Annotated in this window: 13 protein-coding genes; 7 read left to right on the forward strand and 6 right to left on the reverse strand. The window is 55.6% G+C overall.

Annotation, left to right across the window (positions count from 1 at the left end; all coding sequences use genetic code 11):
• The first annotated feature begins 109 nt into the window (after positions 1-109).
• The 4 genes from alaS to B1C80_RS19115 all read left to right on the forward strand — a co-directional run bounded on the left by alaS (position 110) and on the right by B1C80_RS19115 (position 5,868).
• Positions 110-2,944 carry an alanine--tRNA ligase gene (alaS, locus tag B1C80_RS28740; RefSeq protein ID WP_236648837.1) on the forward strand — a complete coding sequence of 945 codons (2,835 nt, stop codon included), beginning with the start codon at positions 110-112 and terminating at the stop codon, positions 2,942-2,944.
• Positions 2,945-3,064: 120 nt separating this feature from the next.
• Complete coding sequence (locus B1C80_RS19105; RefSeq protein WP_077922806.1) at positions 3,065-3,463, forward strand: Dabb family protein; 399 nt, start codon at positions 3,065-3,067, stop codon at positions 3,461-3,463.
• Positions 3,464-3,477: 14 nt separating this feature from the next.
• Entirely contained in the window at positions 3,478-4,296 is an 819-nt protein-coding gene (murI, locus tag B1C80_RS19110; RefSeq protein ID WP_077922807.1) for a glutamate racemase, read from the forward strand.
• A gap of 39 nt (positions 4,297-4,335) precedes the next feature.
• A complete protein-coding gene (locus tag B1C80_RS19115; protein ID WP_077922808.1) occupies positions 4,336-5,868 on the forward strand; it encodes a S10 family peptidase in 1,533 nt (510 codons plus the stop codon).
• Between the two features lie 10 nt (positions 5,869-5,878).
• On the opposite strand, the gene B1C80_RS19120 is transcribed toward B1C80_RS19115, so the two are convergent.
• Entirely contained in the window at positions 5,879-6,544 is a 666-nt protein-coding gene (locus B1C80_RS19120) for a DUF2461 domain-containing protein (protein WP_077922809.1), read from the reverse strand.
• A 204-nt stretch (positions 6,545-6,748) separates the two neighbouring features.
• On the opposite strand from B1C80_RS19120, the gene B1C80_RS19125 reads away from it, so the two are divergent.
• Together B1C80_RS19125 and B1C80_RS19130 are read left to right on the forward strand one after the other, a co-directional pair.
• Entirely contained in the window at positions 6,749-8,380 is a 1,632-nt protein-coding gene (locus B1C80_RS19125) for an ABC-F family ATP-binding cassette domain-containing protein (RefSeq protein ID WP_077922810.1), read from the forward strand.
• Positions 8,381-8,838: 458 nt separating this feature from the next.
• Positions 8,839-9,327 carry a response regulator gene (locus B1C80_RS19130; RefSeq protein WP_077922811.1) on the forward strand — a complete coding sequence of 163 codons (489 nt, stop codon included), beginning with the start codon at positions 8,839-8,841 and terminating at the stop codon, positions 9,325-9,327.
• Between the two features lie 31 nt (positions 9,328-9,358).
• On the opposite strand, the gene B1C80_RS19135 is transcribed toward B1C80_RS19130, so the two are convergent.
• From B1C80_RS19135 to pyrE, 4 genes are all read right to left on the reverse strand, one after another.
• Positions 9,359-10,168, reverse strand: coding sequence for a response regulator transcription factor (locus B1C80_RS19135; RefSeq protein WP_077922812.1), 810 nt, complete (start codon positions 10,166-10,168; stop codon positions 9,359-9,361).
• 94 nt (positions 10,169-10,262) lie between these two features.
• Positions 10,263-10,697, reverse strand: coding sequence for a (4Fe-4S)-binding protein (locus B1C80_RS19140; protein ID WP_077922813.1), 435 nt, complete (start codon positions 10,695-10,697; stop codon positions 10,263-10,265).
• 79 nt (positions 10,698-10,776) lie between these two features.
• Positions 10,777-11,175, reverse strand: a complete 399-nt coding sequence (locus tag B1C80_RS19145) for an OsmC family protein (protein WP_077922814.1) — start codon at positions 11,173-11,175, stop codon at positions 10,777-10,779.
• 3 nt (positions 11,176-11,178) lie between these two features.
• Positions 11,179-11,817, reverse strand: coding sequence for an orotate phosphoribosyltransferase (pyrE, locus tag B1C80_RS19150; protein WP_077922873.1), 639 nt, complete (start codon positions 11,815-11,817; stop codon positions 11,179-11,181).
• 187 nt (positions 11,818-12,004) lie between these two features.
• On the opposite strand from pyrE, the gene B1C80_RS19155 reads away from it, so the two are divergent.
• Positions 12,005-13,939, forward strand: a complete 1,935-nt coding sequence (locus B1C80_RS19155; protein ID WP_077922815.1) for an ATP-binding protein — start codon at positions 12,005-12,007, stop codon at positions 13,937-13,939.
• A 5-nt stretch (positions 13,940-13,944) separates the two neighbouring features.
• Here B1C80_RS19155 and B1C80_RS19160 read toward each other — a convergent pair whose 3' ends face one another.
• Positions 13,945-15,222 (reverse strand): hemolysin family protein, encoded by a 1,278-nt coding sequence (locus B1C80_RS19160; RefSeq protein ID WP_077922816.1) that lies wholly within the window; start codon positions 15,220-15,222, stop codon positions 13,945-13,947.
• Between the last annotated feature and the right edge of the window lie 46 nt (positions 15,223-15,268).

Raw genomic sequence — 15,268 nt, forward strand, 5'->3', positions numbered from 1 at the left:
AAAACGCAAGTTTTCGTGTAAATTTGCCGACGCCCCGCCTGGTGGATCGACCGGTAGCCCTGGTGGATCCCGAAATAAATGATTGAGCGGGCAACTGATTGATTCTATTATGACTTCCCACGAAATACGTCGACATTTTCTCGACTTCTTCCGCTCCAAACAACACCTGATTGTGCCCTCAGCCCCGCTGGTCGCCAAGAACGACCCTACGCTGATGTTCAATAACTCCGGGATGGCGCAGTTCAAGGATTTCTTTCTCGGCAATGGCACGCCACCGTCGCCCCGCGTGGCCGATACGCAGAAGTGCCTGCGGGTGTCCGGTAAGCACAACGACCTCGAAGACGTTGGTTTCGATACCTATCACCACACCATGTTCGAGATGCTCGGCAACTGGTCGTTTGGCGATTATTTCAAGAAAGAAGCACTGGCCTGGTCGTGGGAACTGCTGACCGAAGTATACAAACTTCCCAAAGACCGGATCTACGTGTCGGTTTTCAAAGGAGATGAGCGGGATAACGTACCCTTCGATCAGGAGTCGTGGGACATCTGGAGAGAAATCCTCGGTCGCGACGGCGAACCGGACGAGTCGCGGATCATTCTGGGTAATAAAAAAGACAACTTCTGGGAAATGGGGGATACGGGGCCATGCGGTCCCTGTTCGGAGATTCACATCGACCTGCGCTCCCCCGACGAGGTGGCAGCTACGCCGGGTAAAGAGCTGGTGAACGCCGACCATCCGCAGGTTGTCGAAATCTGGAACAACGTATTTATGCAGTTCAACCGCAAAGCCGACGGCTCGCTGGAAGAACTGCCCGCCCGCCATGTCGATACGGGTATGGGCTTTGAACGCCTGTGCATGGCTATCCAGGGCAAACAATCGAACTACGATACCGATGTTTTCTCGGGCACCATTCAGGTGATCGAAGAACTGTCGGGCCGGAAATACGAGGCCGGCAAAGGCATGGCTGACGTAGCGATGCGCGTCATTGCCGACCACATCCGGGCCGTGTCGTTCGCCATTGCCGACGGGCTGGTACCGAGCAACGCCAAAGCGGGCTACGTCATTCGGCGGATTCTGCGCCGGGCCATTCGGTACGGCTACTCGTACCTGAATCTGACCGAGCCGTTCATGACCAAACTCGTACCGACGCTGGCCATGCAGTTTGCCGATGTGTTCCCTGAATTGAACGCCCAGCGCGATTTTGTGGCTACCGTCATTCGCGAAGAAGAAATTGCCTTCCTGCGAACGCTCGGAACCGGACTGGGACGTCTGGACCAGATCATTGGTCAGTTAGCGAGCGAAGGAAAGTCGGAGATACCCGGCGAAACGGTCTTCGAACTGAACGATACCTTCGGTTTTCCGGCCGACCTGACGGCGCTGATTGCCCGCGAAAAAGGGCTTAGCATCGATGAAGCGGGTTTCCAGAAAGCCCTACAGGAGCAGAAAGCTCGTTCGCGCAAGGACGCTACCTCCTCAGCCGGCGACTGGATTGAACTGACTGAATCTGGAATGGGTTCGCGGTTTGTAGGCTACGATCAGCTCGAAACAACAACTACGATTGTTAAATATCGTAAAGTCCAGAACAAACAGGGTGCTCAATACCAGATCGTATTGGCCGAAACGCCTTTCTATGCTGAATCGGGCGGACAAATTGGCGATATCGGCAGCTTACGCCTGAGCAAAGCAGGTACGTTGTTTTGTTCGCTGGACGTGGTGGATACGAAAAAGGAAAACGATCTGACCATTCATATCGTCAATCCCGCTTCAGCAACAGGCGTTAACAGCGTTCCTTATCAGGAAACGGAAACCAACTGGCAGGTTTTCCCGCCTAACGCTACTTTGTCTACATTAGATGACGGCAGTAAGGTGGTTACCTGGCCTGACCTCGCAAATCGCATTGATATTGACGAGTTGGACGAGTTTCTAGCCCTGGCCGATGGTGTAAAGGCTATCGTGAACGCTGATCGCCGGATGCTGACCTCCAGCAACCACTCGGCTACTCACCTGCTCCATGCGGCTCTGCGCGATGTGCTGGGTACGCATGTGGCCCAGAAAGGCTCGTACGTAGGCCCGGATGCCCTTCGATTCGACTTCTCCCACTTCAGCAAGGTTACCGACGAGCAACTGGCCGACGTGGAGCGGATCGTGAACGAGAAAATCAGAGAGGACATCCAACTCGACGAAAAGCGTAACGTACCCATCGATCAGGCGAAAAATATGGGCGCCACTGCCCTGTTCGGCGAGAAATACGGTGACTTCGTGCGGGTTATCACGTTCGATCCCAACTACTCGGTCGAGCTCTGCGGAGGTACGCACGTACCGGCTACCGGGCATATTGGTTTATTTAAATTTACCGGCGAAGGCTCTGTATCGACGGGCATTCGGCGCGTAGAGGCTAAGACGTCGGTTGGCGCCGAAGAACTTGTCAACGAACAGATGGGGGTTGTCAGCGAGTTGAAAGAACTGCTCAAAGCCCCGAAAGATGTCGTAAAGGCGGTACAGGCGCTGCTCGATGAGCGGGCGGCATTGCAAAAGCAGGTCGAAGCGCTGCAGAATGAAAAAGTTCAACAGCTGAAGAACCAGCTGCTCGATAAAATTGAAAACCTTACCGGCAGCGACGGAGCTGGCCATGCGCGGCTGGTAGAACGTGTTGACGTGCCCTCGGCCGACGCGCTGAAGCAACTCGCCTATGACCTAAAAGCGAAAGTCGACAATCTGGCGCTGGTATTGGGGGCCGACATCAACGGAAAGCCCCAACTGGCCGTCATGCTACCCGATTCGCTCATTCAGGGAAGAAATCTGAATGCCGGTCAGGTGGTAAAAGAGCTGGCTAAAAACATCCGAGGGGGCGGGGGCGGCCAGCCATTCTTTGCTACGGCGGGTGGGTCAGACGCATCGGGTCTGGATGCGGCTCTGGCACAGGGCAAAGCGTTGCTGGCGTAAACCGAAATCGAGCTTCGGCGCAGGGGCCGAAGCTCGATGCTTATTCCCCAGCCGGGCGCTGGCATCGTTTGTCAACACCCCTTCCCGGCATCTGTACCAAAACCAGTAACCAAAAAGTATATGAGTCATCAATCGCGCAGAGCATTTGTTAAAGGGGGGGTAGCAGCCGGTCTGGGTGTCAGCCTGCCCGAGGTATCGGCTCCCAAAGAGTTGTTTATACACCACGTTATGTTCTACCTGAAAAACCCCGGTAGCGAAGCCGATAAGGCCAAACTACTGGAAGGGCTGAACAAGCTGGCCAAGTGTCCAACCATTAAAATGGTGCATATCGGTACCCCGGCGGCTACTAACCGCGCCGTGATTGAGCGGACCTACACCTATTCGTGGCTGTGCTTTTTCGACAGCCCCGCCGACGAAGAAGCGTACCAGAAGCACCCCATCCACGACGAGTTCCGCAACAACTACGCATCGCTCTGGGAGAAGGTGGTTATCTACGATGCTGTAGGCCCGAAGCGATAGTTGTTAGCGTGTTAATGAATCAACCCATTGGTGTATTTGACTCGGGCTACGGTGGCCTGACCGTCTTGCGGGAAATTGTCCGGACGTTACCCCAGTACGACTATGTCTATCTGGGCGATAACGCCCGGACACCCTACGGTACCCGCTCCTTCGACACCGTTTATCAATATACCCTCGAGTGTGTGCGGCACCTGTTCGACCGGGGGTGCCGGCTCGTGATCCTGGCCTGTAATACCGCATCGGCCAAAGCACTGCGAAACATTCAGCAACTCGACCTGCCCCGGCTGGCGCCTGACCGGCGGGTATTGGGTGTGATTCGACCGACCACCGAAGTGATCGGCACGTATTCGCAAACCGGAGAGGTCGGAATATTGGCTACCCGCGGAACGGTAACCTCCGAGTCGTACGTGGTCGAGATCGAAAAGTTTTTCCCAGAATTACGCGTCTTTCAGGAAGCCTGTCCCATGTGGGTGCCGCTGGTCGAAAACGGCGAGTACAACAGCCCAGGGGCCGACTATTTCGTGAAGCAGCATATTGACCGGGTGATGGCGCATTCGTCCCGGATCGATACGCTGCTGCTGGCCTGCACGCATTACCCACTGCTTCTCGAAAAAATTCGCCAGTTTGTGCCGCCCGGCATGACCGTACTGAGCCAGGGCCATATCGTAGCCGACAGCCTGGTCAATTACCTGCAGCGGCATCCGGAATTGGAAGCCCAGTGCAGCCGGGGCGGGCAGCGCACCTTCCTGACGACCGACTCGACCGCTGATTTCGACCGGCAGGCTACTGTCTTCTATGGCGAGTCGGTCCAATCGGCTCATCTGGCGTTGTAAAGGGGCTTTTGCTACATTTGTTTCTTACCACCGAAACAAATGAAAATAAGTCTACTGACGCTCTCCCTCTGCTTACTTCTCGTCTATACAGGCATCGCCCAAAAGGCCGATCCGTCGGTTACCCTGGCTACCCGAACCAGTTCTTTCCCAGACCCGGAATTATCCGTTACCAAACATAGCATCACCCTAACCGGTGCGGGTGGAGTGGTGCAGAAGATTAACTACACAGCTACGGCCGGCTACCTGCCGCAACGCGACGAGAGCGGTAAAATCCGGGCTAACATTTTCTTTGTTGCTTATACCCGGGATGGCGTGACGAACCCGGGCAGTCGTCCCATTACGTATACGTACAACGGTGGACCGGGTTCGGCATCGGTCTGGCTGCATATGGGTGCGCTCGGCCCTAAACGGATTCTGATGGGCGACGATGGCGCCATGCTGGCCCCGCCCTATACGGTGTCCGATAACGAGTTTACCTGGCTGGCGTTTACGGATCTTGTCTTTATTGACCCCGTCATGACCGGCTATAGTCGCCCGGCCGAGGGGGTCGATAAAAAAGAGTTTACGGGCTACGTAGAAGATCTGCAGTCTGTTGGTGATTTTATCCGGTTGTATACTACCCGTTACGATCGCTGGGGATCGCCCAAGTTTCTGGCCGGCGAGAGCTACGGTACTACCCGGTCGGCTGGCCTGTCGGGGTACCTGCAGGATCGGCACGGCCTGTTCCTGAACGGGATCGTGCTGATCTCGGCCGTACTCGACTTCACGACCATTCAATTTGCCATCGGCGGCAACGAATTACCCTACAGCCTGTTTCTGCCGACCTATGCCGCCATGGCCTGGTACCACAAGCAGGTGCCGGCCTATAAAGAGCTGAAAACCCTCCTGAAGGAGGTTGAAGCCTACGCAGCCGGCGATTACACCCTGGCGCTGATGAAAGGGGATAAGCTGACGCCGGCCGAGCGGCAGACCATAGCTGCGCAGCTAAACAAGTTTACCGGCCTTTCGGTAGATTACCTGCTGGGCAGCAACCTACGCATCCGCGATAGTCGATTCACCAAAGAACTGCTCCGCAAACAGGGCCGTACCGTAGGGCGGCTCGACGGTCGGTTTACGGCCTCCGACTATGACCGCGCGGGTGAGTCTACCGAGTTTGACCCCAGTTACAACGCCACCATCTACGGCCCGTTTACCACGGCCGTCAACGACCACCTGCATCGGGTACTGAACGTCAAAAACGACCTGCCCTATGAGATCCTGACCGGGCGCGTACGGCCCTGGAACTACAGTAACGTGCAGAACCAGTTTCTGAACACCGCCGAAACGCTACGCAATGCCATGACCAAGAACCCCTACCTGAAGGTTCATGTCTGCAACGGTTATTACGACATGGCAACGCCCTATTTCGCTACCGAGTATACCTTCAGCCACATGATGCTCGACCCCGCGCTGAAGAGCAATGTAACCATGTCGTATTACGAAGCGGGCCATATGATGTACATCGACCGGCCGGCGCTGATCGATATGACCCGCCACGTCGCCGACTTTTACAAAATGGCCCTGCCTAAATAGACGCCGATGCTCAGGAAACGGCGCGGTTCAGGTAATGCACGAGTGGCTGCAGGGCAGCAAACGCATCCAGAACCCGTTTCGTGAGTGTCGGTTTGGTCAGGTCGGTATCGGATAAGGGGTGCGAAACGGTGAAACTCTTCAGCTTCAGGTACTCGACCGCCGGGTTGTCGGCGGTGTAGCCTTTGGGCGGGCGTTGCAGCGCATCGCTGCGGTCGAGGCCCTTGAAATGCCGGGCAAATGCAGGCTGGTTAAGCAGTCCCTCAAATTCGTCGAGGCTGTAGTCGATTTCCTGACGAACGGCGGATAGCGCGGCCGGATCGGGCATATACAGTCCACCCGCCACGAAGCTGCCGCCCGGCTGCACGTTCAGGTAATAGCCTGCCGACTCCGATTTTTTACCACCGGGGTTCAGCCAGGCGCCGAAGTTGGTTTTGTAGGGTGATTTGTTGGGTGAAAACCGAATGTCGCGGTTGATTCTGAATAGGCAGTTCTTGGCCTGTAAACCGGATTCGGCGATAGCGGGGTCGATTGTGGAAAGGCCGTCGATGAGTGCCGTCACGAGCTGGATAAAATCGCCTTTGGCGGCTTCGTAGGTTGCCCGGTTGGCATCGAGCCAGGGTTTGTTATTGTTTTCTTTCAGATCGCTCAGAAACGTGAGCGTAGACGGATGCAGCATAATCAGACTAATCAAAAGTTGCGCAAGTCTACTACCGGCGCACCAATTGCCCAAACCGTTGGGGCCCTACTTAGTAAGCTGCTGCCGGCCCGGGCCGGATTCCGGGAAGCGACAAGTCCCATTGGTCAGCTCGCCTGAGGGAGACGCCCGTTTCCCGCCAGAATTTCGTATCTTTGCCCGGTATTTCAAGCACGAATCAACCTCATGATCACGGTACAAAACGTCTCACTCCGCTACGGGAAGCGGGTCCTGTTCGACGACGTCAACATAAAATTTACTTCGGGCAACTGTTACGGTGTCATTGGCGCCAACGGGGCCGGGAAGTCGACGTTCCTTAAAATTTTATCCGGCGAAATCGAACCACAAACCGGCAATGTCAGTATCTCGCCCGGCGAGCGGATGTCGGTGCTGAATCAGAACCAGTCGGCCTACGATGAGTATCCGGTCCTGCAAACGGTCATCATGGGTAACAAACGCCTGTATGATATTTCGCAGGAAAAAGATGCCCTGTACGCCAAGACCGATTTTACCGACGCCGATGGGGAACGGGCGGCTGAACTGGAGTCCGAATTTGCCGAGATGAACGGCTGGGATGCCGAATCCGATGCGGCTGCGCTGTTGTCGGGACTGGGCATCAAAGAAGATCAGCATTACGCGCAGATGAGCGACCTGAACGGCTCCGAAAAAGTGCGGGTGCTGCTGGCCCAGGCGCTATTCGGTAACCCCGATATTCTGCTCCTCGACGAGCCGACCAACAACCTTGATGTCGAGTCGAGCCTGTGGCTGGAGAACTTCCTGGCCAACTTCAACAACACAGTCATCGTTGTCTCGCACGACCGCCACTTCCTGGATCAGGTATGCACTCAGATCGTAGACGTTGATTTTGCCAAGGTGAAGCTTTTTGCGGGGAACTACTCGTTCTGGTACGAATCGAGCCAGCTTGCACTGCGGCAGCGTCAGGACCAGAACAAGAAGACCGAAGACAAACGGAAAGAACTGGAAGAGTTTATCCGGCGGTTCTCGGCCAACGCGTCGAAATCGAAGCAGGCTACCAGCCGGGCCAAACTGCTCGAGAAACTTACGATCGAAGATATTCAGCCATCGTCGCGAAAATATCCCTACGTTAACTTCAAACCCGAGCGCGAACCCGGTGATCAGATCCTGACCGTCGAGAACCTGACCTATACGGCGGAGGACGGCCAGAAGCTGTTCGAAAATATGTCGTTTACGGTAAACCGGCAGGATAAACTGTTCCTCTTTAGCCGCGACGGACTGGCCGTATCGGCCCTGATGGATATTCTGGCCGGCGAACGCAAAGCCGATTCGGGTACGTTCCGGTGGGGCGTTACGATTACCATGTCGTATTTCCCGACCGACGCCGAGAAAGATAAATTCTTCCAGACCGACCTGAACCTGGTCGACTGGCTGCGGCAGTACTCGGTCGAGAAAGACGAGAGCTTTATCCGTGGGTTCCTGGGCCGGATGCTCTTCTCCGGCGAGGAGTCGCTCAAGAAAGCCACGGTTTTGAGCGGGGGCGAGAAAGTACGCTGTATGCTGTCGAAGATGATGCTCTCCGGCGCCAACGTACTCATGCTGGACGAACCCACCAACCACCTCGACCTCGAATCGATCGAGTCGTTGAACAACGGGCTGATCGACTTCAAAGGCCCGGTTCTGTTTACCAGCCACGACCACCAGTTCGCGCAGACGGTCGCCAACCGGATCATTGAAATAACCCCGGCGGGTATCCTCGACAAGCTAATGACCTACGACGAGTACATCTCCGATGCCCGCGTAAAGCAGCAGCGTGAAGAACTCTACGAAGCCGTAGCTTAACCGGGTAAACCTGGATGAAAAGCGTCTGGCAAATTGCTGTCAGGCGCTTTTTTCATGGAGTCGCTCCAGCAGGTCGAACAGGCAGAGAGCTTCCAAACGCCCCTGATCGACAATGGATCTTTTTGAGATTGGCTGACCAAAAAGCCAGTGTGTCTACGTCAGGAGGGCCGTTGCCTCATTAATCAGGTGTACTTACCACTATACTAATGGTAAAATAAGTTTACATGCCACTGACGAAGGGATGAGACAGGCAACTAAGCGGGTACATGGCGCCCTGGTGGCGACCATGCCGGCTGAAGAATTTTCTTTTTTAACCCTAAACGCGTCCCGGCGGCTTCAATCGTGAGGTCGCCGGGACTTTGTTTATAAGGGAGTTGTTCGATAGTTAAACGCTGATTTATAATATAGATATAAACTATAGACTTTATATTTGTAAACAAACCATCCTACAGAAACGTATGGGCACACGTCAGCCTGGAGATACTATTGTACAAAAGAATTATAAGAACGCGAAGCTATTGATTATAGAAGATAACCCGGACCATGGGATGATTATCAACCGGGTTGTCGGGCAATGTCTACCCCAGGTGAAAGCCACGTTAGCGGCCAGCGAAGCCGAAGCCATACAATACCTGGAGCAATGCTGCGAAGCGGAGTGGGAGTTGCCCAAGCTAATCCTGCTCGATTTATACATGCCAGAGCGGCAGAGCGGCTGGCGGCTCCTGGACAAGATCAAATCCATGCCTGCTGGTATGGCAAAAGTTCCGGTTGTTCTGCTGAGTCACTCAAACAGTCCGGCCGATGTGGCGGAAGCCTACCAGCGGGGTTGTGCGTCGTATCTGATCAAGCCGGCCACCGCTGAAGAGTGGTCCCGTTATTTTAATCAGTTACGCCTGTTCTGGTGGGAGACGGCTACGCTGCCCAGAACCGAAATATCTCTGCTTTAACCAAAATCCTGGTAATTTTTCCACTCAGGCGCTACTGGCTCAGGACGGCAACCGACGGTGGGAGCTGTACGATCATGAGCCAGTACTGGCACACCTGCTCGATGGCCCGGGTAAACGAAGCGTCGTCGTCGGAGACAACAATCACCGAGTTGGCGTCCAGCTCGTAAGCCTGGGTTGTATCGGCATCGCGGGCGGCCAGCCAGATGACGGGTATGGCCCGCAGGCGCTTATGTCGCTTCAGGCCGCTTAGCGTGAGCACCCGGTCAGCTTTGTTGGCTCGGGCATCGAGGATAATCAGCGTGGGTTGCTCATCGGGCGGGGCCAGCTGCAGGGCCGATGCCAGTTCTGCGCCACGTTCCAGATGGTGGAGCGCACAGGTCAGCCCCAGACCGTCCATACACTGACGAATAACCGACAGGCCATCGGCAGACGTAATCGCCAGCACCATACAGGCGGCAGAAACAGCCGGTGTGGTCGCGTTTGTCTCTATCTGTCCCTTGGTTTCATCGGCCGCGGCTGTTGAAGACCGGATCGGATGGAGTTCCAGCAAAACCTGTTCCCACCGTCGGCGGCTTACGGGTAGTTTAATGCCGTCTTCCATCAGTACCGCACCCGCCATCTTGGCGCGCAGGGGCGGAAATACCTGACTTACGTACATCGGATTGATCAGGGCCGTTTTGTGGATACGCACGAAGCCCGGTAGCCGTTGCTCAAAGTAGGTCAACGGCTTGGCCAGCAGCTGCCGGTCGCCGTTACGTAGTTGAAGCCAGGTATAATTGCTGGCTCCCGAGAAGTAAGCAATCTGCGATGTCTGGCCTATAAGTTGATCAATAAGCTGCACGTATTCGTTGGTTTGGGTCCTTAGGGGACCGGGCTATGCTCTGCTAACCGGCAGGCAAATCCCGGCATTTACTTTGTCGTTACTACCTGTCTGATTACCCGACGAAACCGGCCTTAACGTGCGAACCGTCGCAGTACGGTTTGTTGCTGCTGGCACCACAGCGGCAGAAGGCGGTCACTTTATTCTTCTGGGTTTCGTGTCCGCTGGCATCTTTGACGCGCAGATTACCGTACACCAGTAAGGGGCCATTCGGGAGTGGTTCTACAACGCTTTCGGCCTGGATCTGGTCAGGCTGGATGGCCTCCTCGTTTCTGAAGTAGCTAAGCGCCTTTGACGGGCACCGGTCTACCTGTTCGGCAATACGGGCTGTAGGGGCTCCGTCCATCGTTACCCAGGGGCGGGCGCGTGGGTTAAAAACCTCGATCAACTGGGTCCAGCACAGCTTCGAGTGAATACAAACACTCGGCTTCCAGACGATGGTAATATCGCCGTTGGTGTAGGTCTTGGTAATGTCGGGCGCGTCGTTCATGGTAGCAACCAGAAGGGGTTGTCAAATATAAACAGTTTGCCGGAAACGCTGTTGCCCCGTACCTCATTCCTATCGTAGGCTAGGGCTCGACCAGAGTGGTGTCAAAATCGACCGGGTTGTCGAGGGTTCGGTGAATGGGGCAGCGGTCTGCCATTTCCAGAAGCCGGGCCCGCTGGCTGTCATCCAGGTTACCGGTTAAGACCAGTTTTGTGGCAAATAACGAACGGCTCGTTTCGGGGTCGAAGGTATAGGTCACGTGAGCCACGATGGTATCGAGGGGCCAGCCTTTCCGATCCGCATACATCCGTAGCGTAATGACGGTGCAGGAGGCCAGCGAACCGGCCAGTAGTTCGCCCGGCCGCATACCCCGGTCTTGCCCGCCCACATCGGCAGGCTCATCAACAATAATAACCTGCGACCCGGTCGACAGGTGCGTCTCGTAGGGGGTTCGCTCAATGCGGGCGGTGATCGTTGCCATAGCTTACAGGCCCCACTCGGCCGGATTTTGGCGCCAGGCTGCCAGGGAGGTCATGGCATCGGCTGTGATGTAGTTCATCGCCTGGGCTTCGGCAAGAAGCGCATCGTAGGTACTCAGGCACACCAACGACACGTTCCGATCCTGGAAGTTCTGATCGGCTACGGGAAATCCGTAGGTAAAGATGGCTGCCATCCCCAGCACGTCGGCCCCGTTTGCCCGGAGGGCATCAACCACCTTGAGTGAGCTGCCTCCGGTAGAGATCAAATCTTCGATGACAACGACCCGCTGACCGGCCTCCAGCCGTCCTTCGATCTGTTTTCCCATCCCGTGGGCTTTAGGTTCGGGCCGAACGTAGCAATAGGGAAGGTCGAGCGCATCGGCTACCAGGGCGCCCTGTGGGATGCCCGCCGTGGCCACACCCGCAATGACTTCAGCGGTGGGGAAGTGCTGACGGATGGCCTCGGCCAGGGCCTGCTTGAGGTAGGTTCGAACTTCGGGATACGCCAGGGTAACCCGATTGTCGCAGTAAATAGGTGATAACCAGCCCGAACTCCATCGAAACGGGGCATCGGGCTGCAACCGAACGGCCTGTACGGTGAGTAACTGACGGGCAACGGTTTGAGAAATGGTTGTTGTTGTCACAGGATTGCAGAAAAATAACTCGGTCAAAAGTAAGAAATGACCCGTGTTCTTCTTTCATTTTTTCGACGGCCTGGCCGATAAATAAAATTATTTGTAACTGATGAATTAGTACTTCCAAAAACAGGGTAGCCATCAGACTATCTTGTTACCTTAAGCGGCTCTTTTGCCTTCCTCTCTTCAATCAGCTATGACGAACGTGGCCCCCAACCTACCACCCGATCCGCTACTGGAACGCGTGATGGAGACGTCGCTCGACGCTATCGTGCTGTGTCAGGCCATTCGGAACCAGGCTGGCTTGATCACCGACTTTCAGGTTATCAGATGTAACGACCGGGCGTCTGTAATGACCGGCATTCCGCGGGCCACGATGCTTTCGGTATCCATGGTTACCCTCGACCCCGATTGCTTTCGGAGTGGTATTTTCGACACTTACAGGCAGGTTGTTGACACCGGATTGCCGGCCTATGTTATTCATCATTTTGCGGGTCCCGATATCTGGATGGCTCAATCGCTGGCCCGTTTCGATGATGGCGTGCTGGGCTCCTGGTCTGACATCACGGCGCTCAAAGAGGCCGAACAGGCCCGGCAACAGGAAACCGAACTGTTGCAGGCCATTCTGGACCACACCCAAACCGGGATTGCCGTCATGCAGTCGGTGCGGAATGAGTGCGGCCAGGTTATTGATTTCCGGTTTACTCACCTCAATCCAGACGCGGAACGAATTACCCAGCGTCGTCGCGGAGACCTGATCGGGCAGCGGTATTCAGTAGCCTGGCCCGAAGCGCGTACCAACGGCGTACTGGGCTGGCATATCCGGGTCGCCCAAACGGGTGAACCCGCTAAAATCAACGGCGTCCCCATAACGGTCGGGCCCTATACCGGCTGGTACAACATCCGCATCCGCCCTTTTAACGACGGAGTCATTGCCACCTTTGTCGACGTTACAGCCCTGAAGAAAGCCGAACTGGCTACGCAGCAGCAGACCGATCTGCTGCGTTCGGTGCTCGACAGTTCATCGAACGCGATCATTGCCTTCAGCGCGGTTCGGGACGTTATGAGCGGGGCGGTTATCGATTTTCGGTACGTGGCGCATAACGAAGCCAACCGCCGGAACACGAACCGGTCGGACGAAGACATTCTTGGGCATACGATGCTGGAGTTTTTCCCTGATATGCGGCAGATGGGTCTCTTCGACCGATTTGTTGAGGTGGTCATGTCGGGCGAAGGCGTACAGTTCGAGCAGGAGTTTAGGGCGGGTGGCTGGCAGGGCTGGTATGAACTTTCGGCCCGCAAGTGGGGAGATGGTATCGTGCTGACGCTGGTCGATATTACCGGTAGTAAAGGGAATCTGCAAAAAATGGAGCAGACAAATCGCGACCTGCGTCATGCCAACGACAACCTCCGGCAGTTTGCCCACGTGGCCAGTCACGATCTGCAGGAGCCTTTGCGTAAAATTCTGGCTTTCAGCGATATGCTTCAGCTTAAATTTGGCGAGGCCCTGACCGAAGAAGGTCATGAAATGATTGGCCGGATGCAGTCGGCGGCCCGTCGGATGTCGATCCTGATCAAAGACGTGCTGGCCTATTCCCGCATCAGCACCCACCGGGAAGTATTTCAGCCAGTGTCGCTGACTGAGGTGATGGCTGATCTCGGGCAGGAGTTACAGCAGCAGCTGGTCCGGCACAATGCCCGTTTGCAGATAGACAGCCTCCCTACGGTATGGGGTGACCGCTCGCAGCTTCGGCAGCTGTTCGACAACCTGTTGACCAACGCGTTGAAATTCAGGTCGGCCGATCGGCAGCTGGTAGTGCACATGAACCATCAAACCGTTTCGGGGCCGCAGCTACCGGAGGGCCTCGATCCGGAGGTGACTTACTATGAGATCAGCTTCAGCGATAACGGCATCGGTTTCGAGGAGCGATATGCCGACCGTATTTTTCAGGTGTTCCAGCGACTGCATGCCCGACAGTCGTATGAGGGTACGGGCGTCGGCTTAGCCATCTGCAAGCGGGTAGTCGAAAACCACCGGGGGGCCATCACGGCGCTTGGCAAGCCGGGCGAAGGAGCCACGTTCCGGATTTATCTGCCTCAGCAGCAACAGCCGCCATCGCCCCAGGGGTGACGGCCTTACTCGTCGTTCAACTGCACTTTTACCGTATCGATCCGGGTGCCGTCCATCGAGATAATGGTGAAGGAAAAGGGCGCGTACCGGATGACATCGCCAACGTGGGGCAAGTCCTCGTTAGTGGCCAGAATCAGGCCGCCGAGGGTGTCGTAATCGCCTTCCGGAATGGACCAGCCGTACTTCTCGTTCAGGTCGTCAATCTCATGGCGGGCACTCAGCAGCCAGGTGGTTTCGTCGAGTTGCCGTTCTGTCCAGTCTTCGTTGGTATCATATTCATCCTGGATCTCGCCGAAGATCTGCTCCACCATATCTTCTACACTGACGATACCGGCTGTGCCACCAAATTCATCAACGACCAGCGCCAGGCTTTTCCGCTCCGACAAAAACCGCAACAGCAGATCCTGAGCCGGCATGGTTTCTGGTACGGTAATGATCGGGGTAATAATTTCTTCGACCGTAGCTGGCTTACGGAACAGCGCCAGCGCATGGCAGTAGCCAATTACATCGTCGATAGTATCGCGATAAACTACAATTTTGGAGTGGCCACTTTCCTGAAACGCCTGCCGGAGATCATCGACCGAGTCATCGACTGCCACAGCGGTGATCTCGGTTCGGGGCACGAGGCAGTCGCGAACGCGCACGTCCCGAAATTCAATGGCGTTGTTGAAGATCCGGGTGTCGACTTCCACATCTTCGGGGGTATCCGCTTTCTGGTTCAGCTGTTGCAGATAATGGTTCAGGTCCGTCAGTCCGAAGACCGGGCGAATTTCGGGATTCCGTTTGCGGAAGACGTACCGGATAAAGAAACGCGCCAGGCCGACCAGCACGCGAACAACCGGCGCGATTGCCTGATAGATGATCCAGAGCGGCACCGCCAGCCACTCCAGAAAGCGGTCCGGATGAATGAGGGCCAGGCTCTTGGGCAGGTAATCGGCAAGGGGTAAAAAGACGATCGTCAGCAGCAGCGTTTCGAGCGCAATGAGCAGAAACGCATTGTCGTAGGCGTCGGGAAGCAACGCCATCAGCAGGGGATTCAGAAACGTAACCCCTAGTACTGCGTAGAGCACCAGAAACAGCGTGTTACCCGTCAGGGTGGTGCCGACGAAAAGAATAGGATTTTTAAGAAAGCCCGATACCAGTTTCTCGCCGAGTGGTCCCTGCTTGCTGTGCAGCTCGAAGTAGAGCCGGTTTACGGATACATAGGCCATTTCGACGGCCGAAAAAAAGCCAGCCAGCACAAGCGCCAGCAAGGCGCCAAAAAGCAGTGCGTACGATTCCATAGTAATCTGTTCTCTGTGCGTCGTAATAGGTTGGGCAGGGGCGCCC

Origin of the sequence: Spirosoma sp. 209 (genome assembly GCF_002006735.1) — a bacterium.
Taxonomy (GTDB): Bacteria; Bacteroidota; Bacteroidia; order Cytophagales; family Spirosomataceae; genus Spirosoma; species Spirosoma sordidisoli.

What these genes read in the sequence shown, in the direction of transcription:
- alaS (WP_236648837.1), top strand. Translation starts at nt 110, where the DNA reads ATGACTTCCCACGAAATACGTCGACATTTTCTCGACTTCTTCCGCTCC.
- B1C80_RS19105 (WP_077922806.1), top strand. Translation starts at nt 3,065, where the DNA reads ATGAGTCATCAATCGCGCAGAGCATTTGTTAAAGGGGGGGTAGCAGCC.
- murI (WP_077922807.1), top strand. Translation starts at nt 3,478, where the DNA reads ATGAATCAACCCATTGGTGTATTTGACTCGGGCTACGGTGGCCTGACC.
- B1C80_RS19115 (WP_077922808.1), top strand. Translation starts at nt 4,336, where the DNA reads ATGAAAATAAGTCTACTGACGCTCTCCCTCTGCTTACTTCTCGTCTAT.
- B1C80_RS19120 (WP_077922809.1), bottom strand. Translation starts at nt 6,544, where the DNA reads ATGCTGCATCCGTCTACGCTCACGTTTCTGAGCGATCTGAAAGAAAAC.
- B1C80_RS19125 (WP_077922810.1), top strand. Translation starts at nt 6,749, where the DNA reads ATGATCACGGTACAAAACGTCTCACTCCGCTACGGGAAGCGGGTCCTG.
- B1C80_RS19130 (WP_077922811.1), top strand. Translation starts at nt 8,839, where the DNA reads ATGGGCACACGTCAGCCTGGAGATACTATTGTACAAAAGAATTATAAG.
- B1C80_RS19140 (WP_077922813.1), bottom strand. Translation starts at nt 10,697, where the DNA reads ATGAACGACGCGCCCGACATTACCAAGACCTACACCAACGGCGATATT.
- B1C80_RS19145 (WP_077922814.1), bottom strand. Translation starts at nt 11,175, where the DNA reads ATGGCAACGATCACCGCCCGCATTGAGCGAACCCCCTACGAGACGCAC.
- B1C80_RS19155 (WP_077922815.1), top strand. Translation starts at nt 12,005, where the DNA reads ATGACGAACGTGGCCCCCAACCTACCACCCGATCCGCTACTGGAACGC.
- B1C80_RS19160 (WP_077922816.1), bottom strand. Translation starts at nt 15,222, where the DNA reads ATGGAATCGTACGCACTGCTTTTTGGCGCCTTGCTGGCGCTTGTGCTG.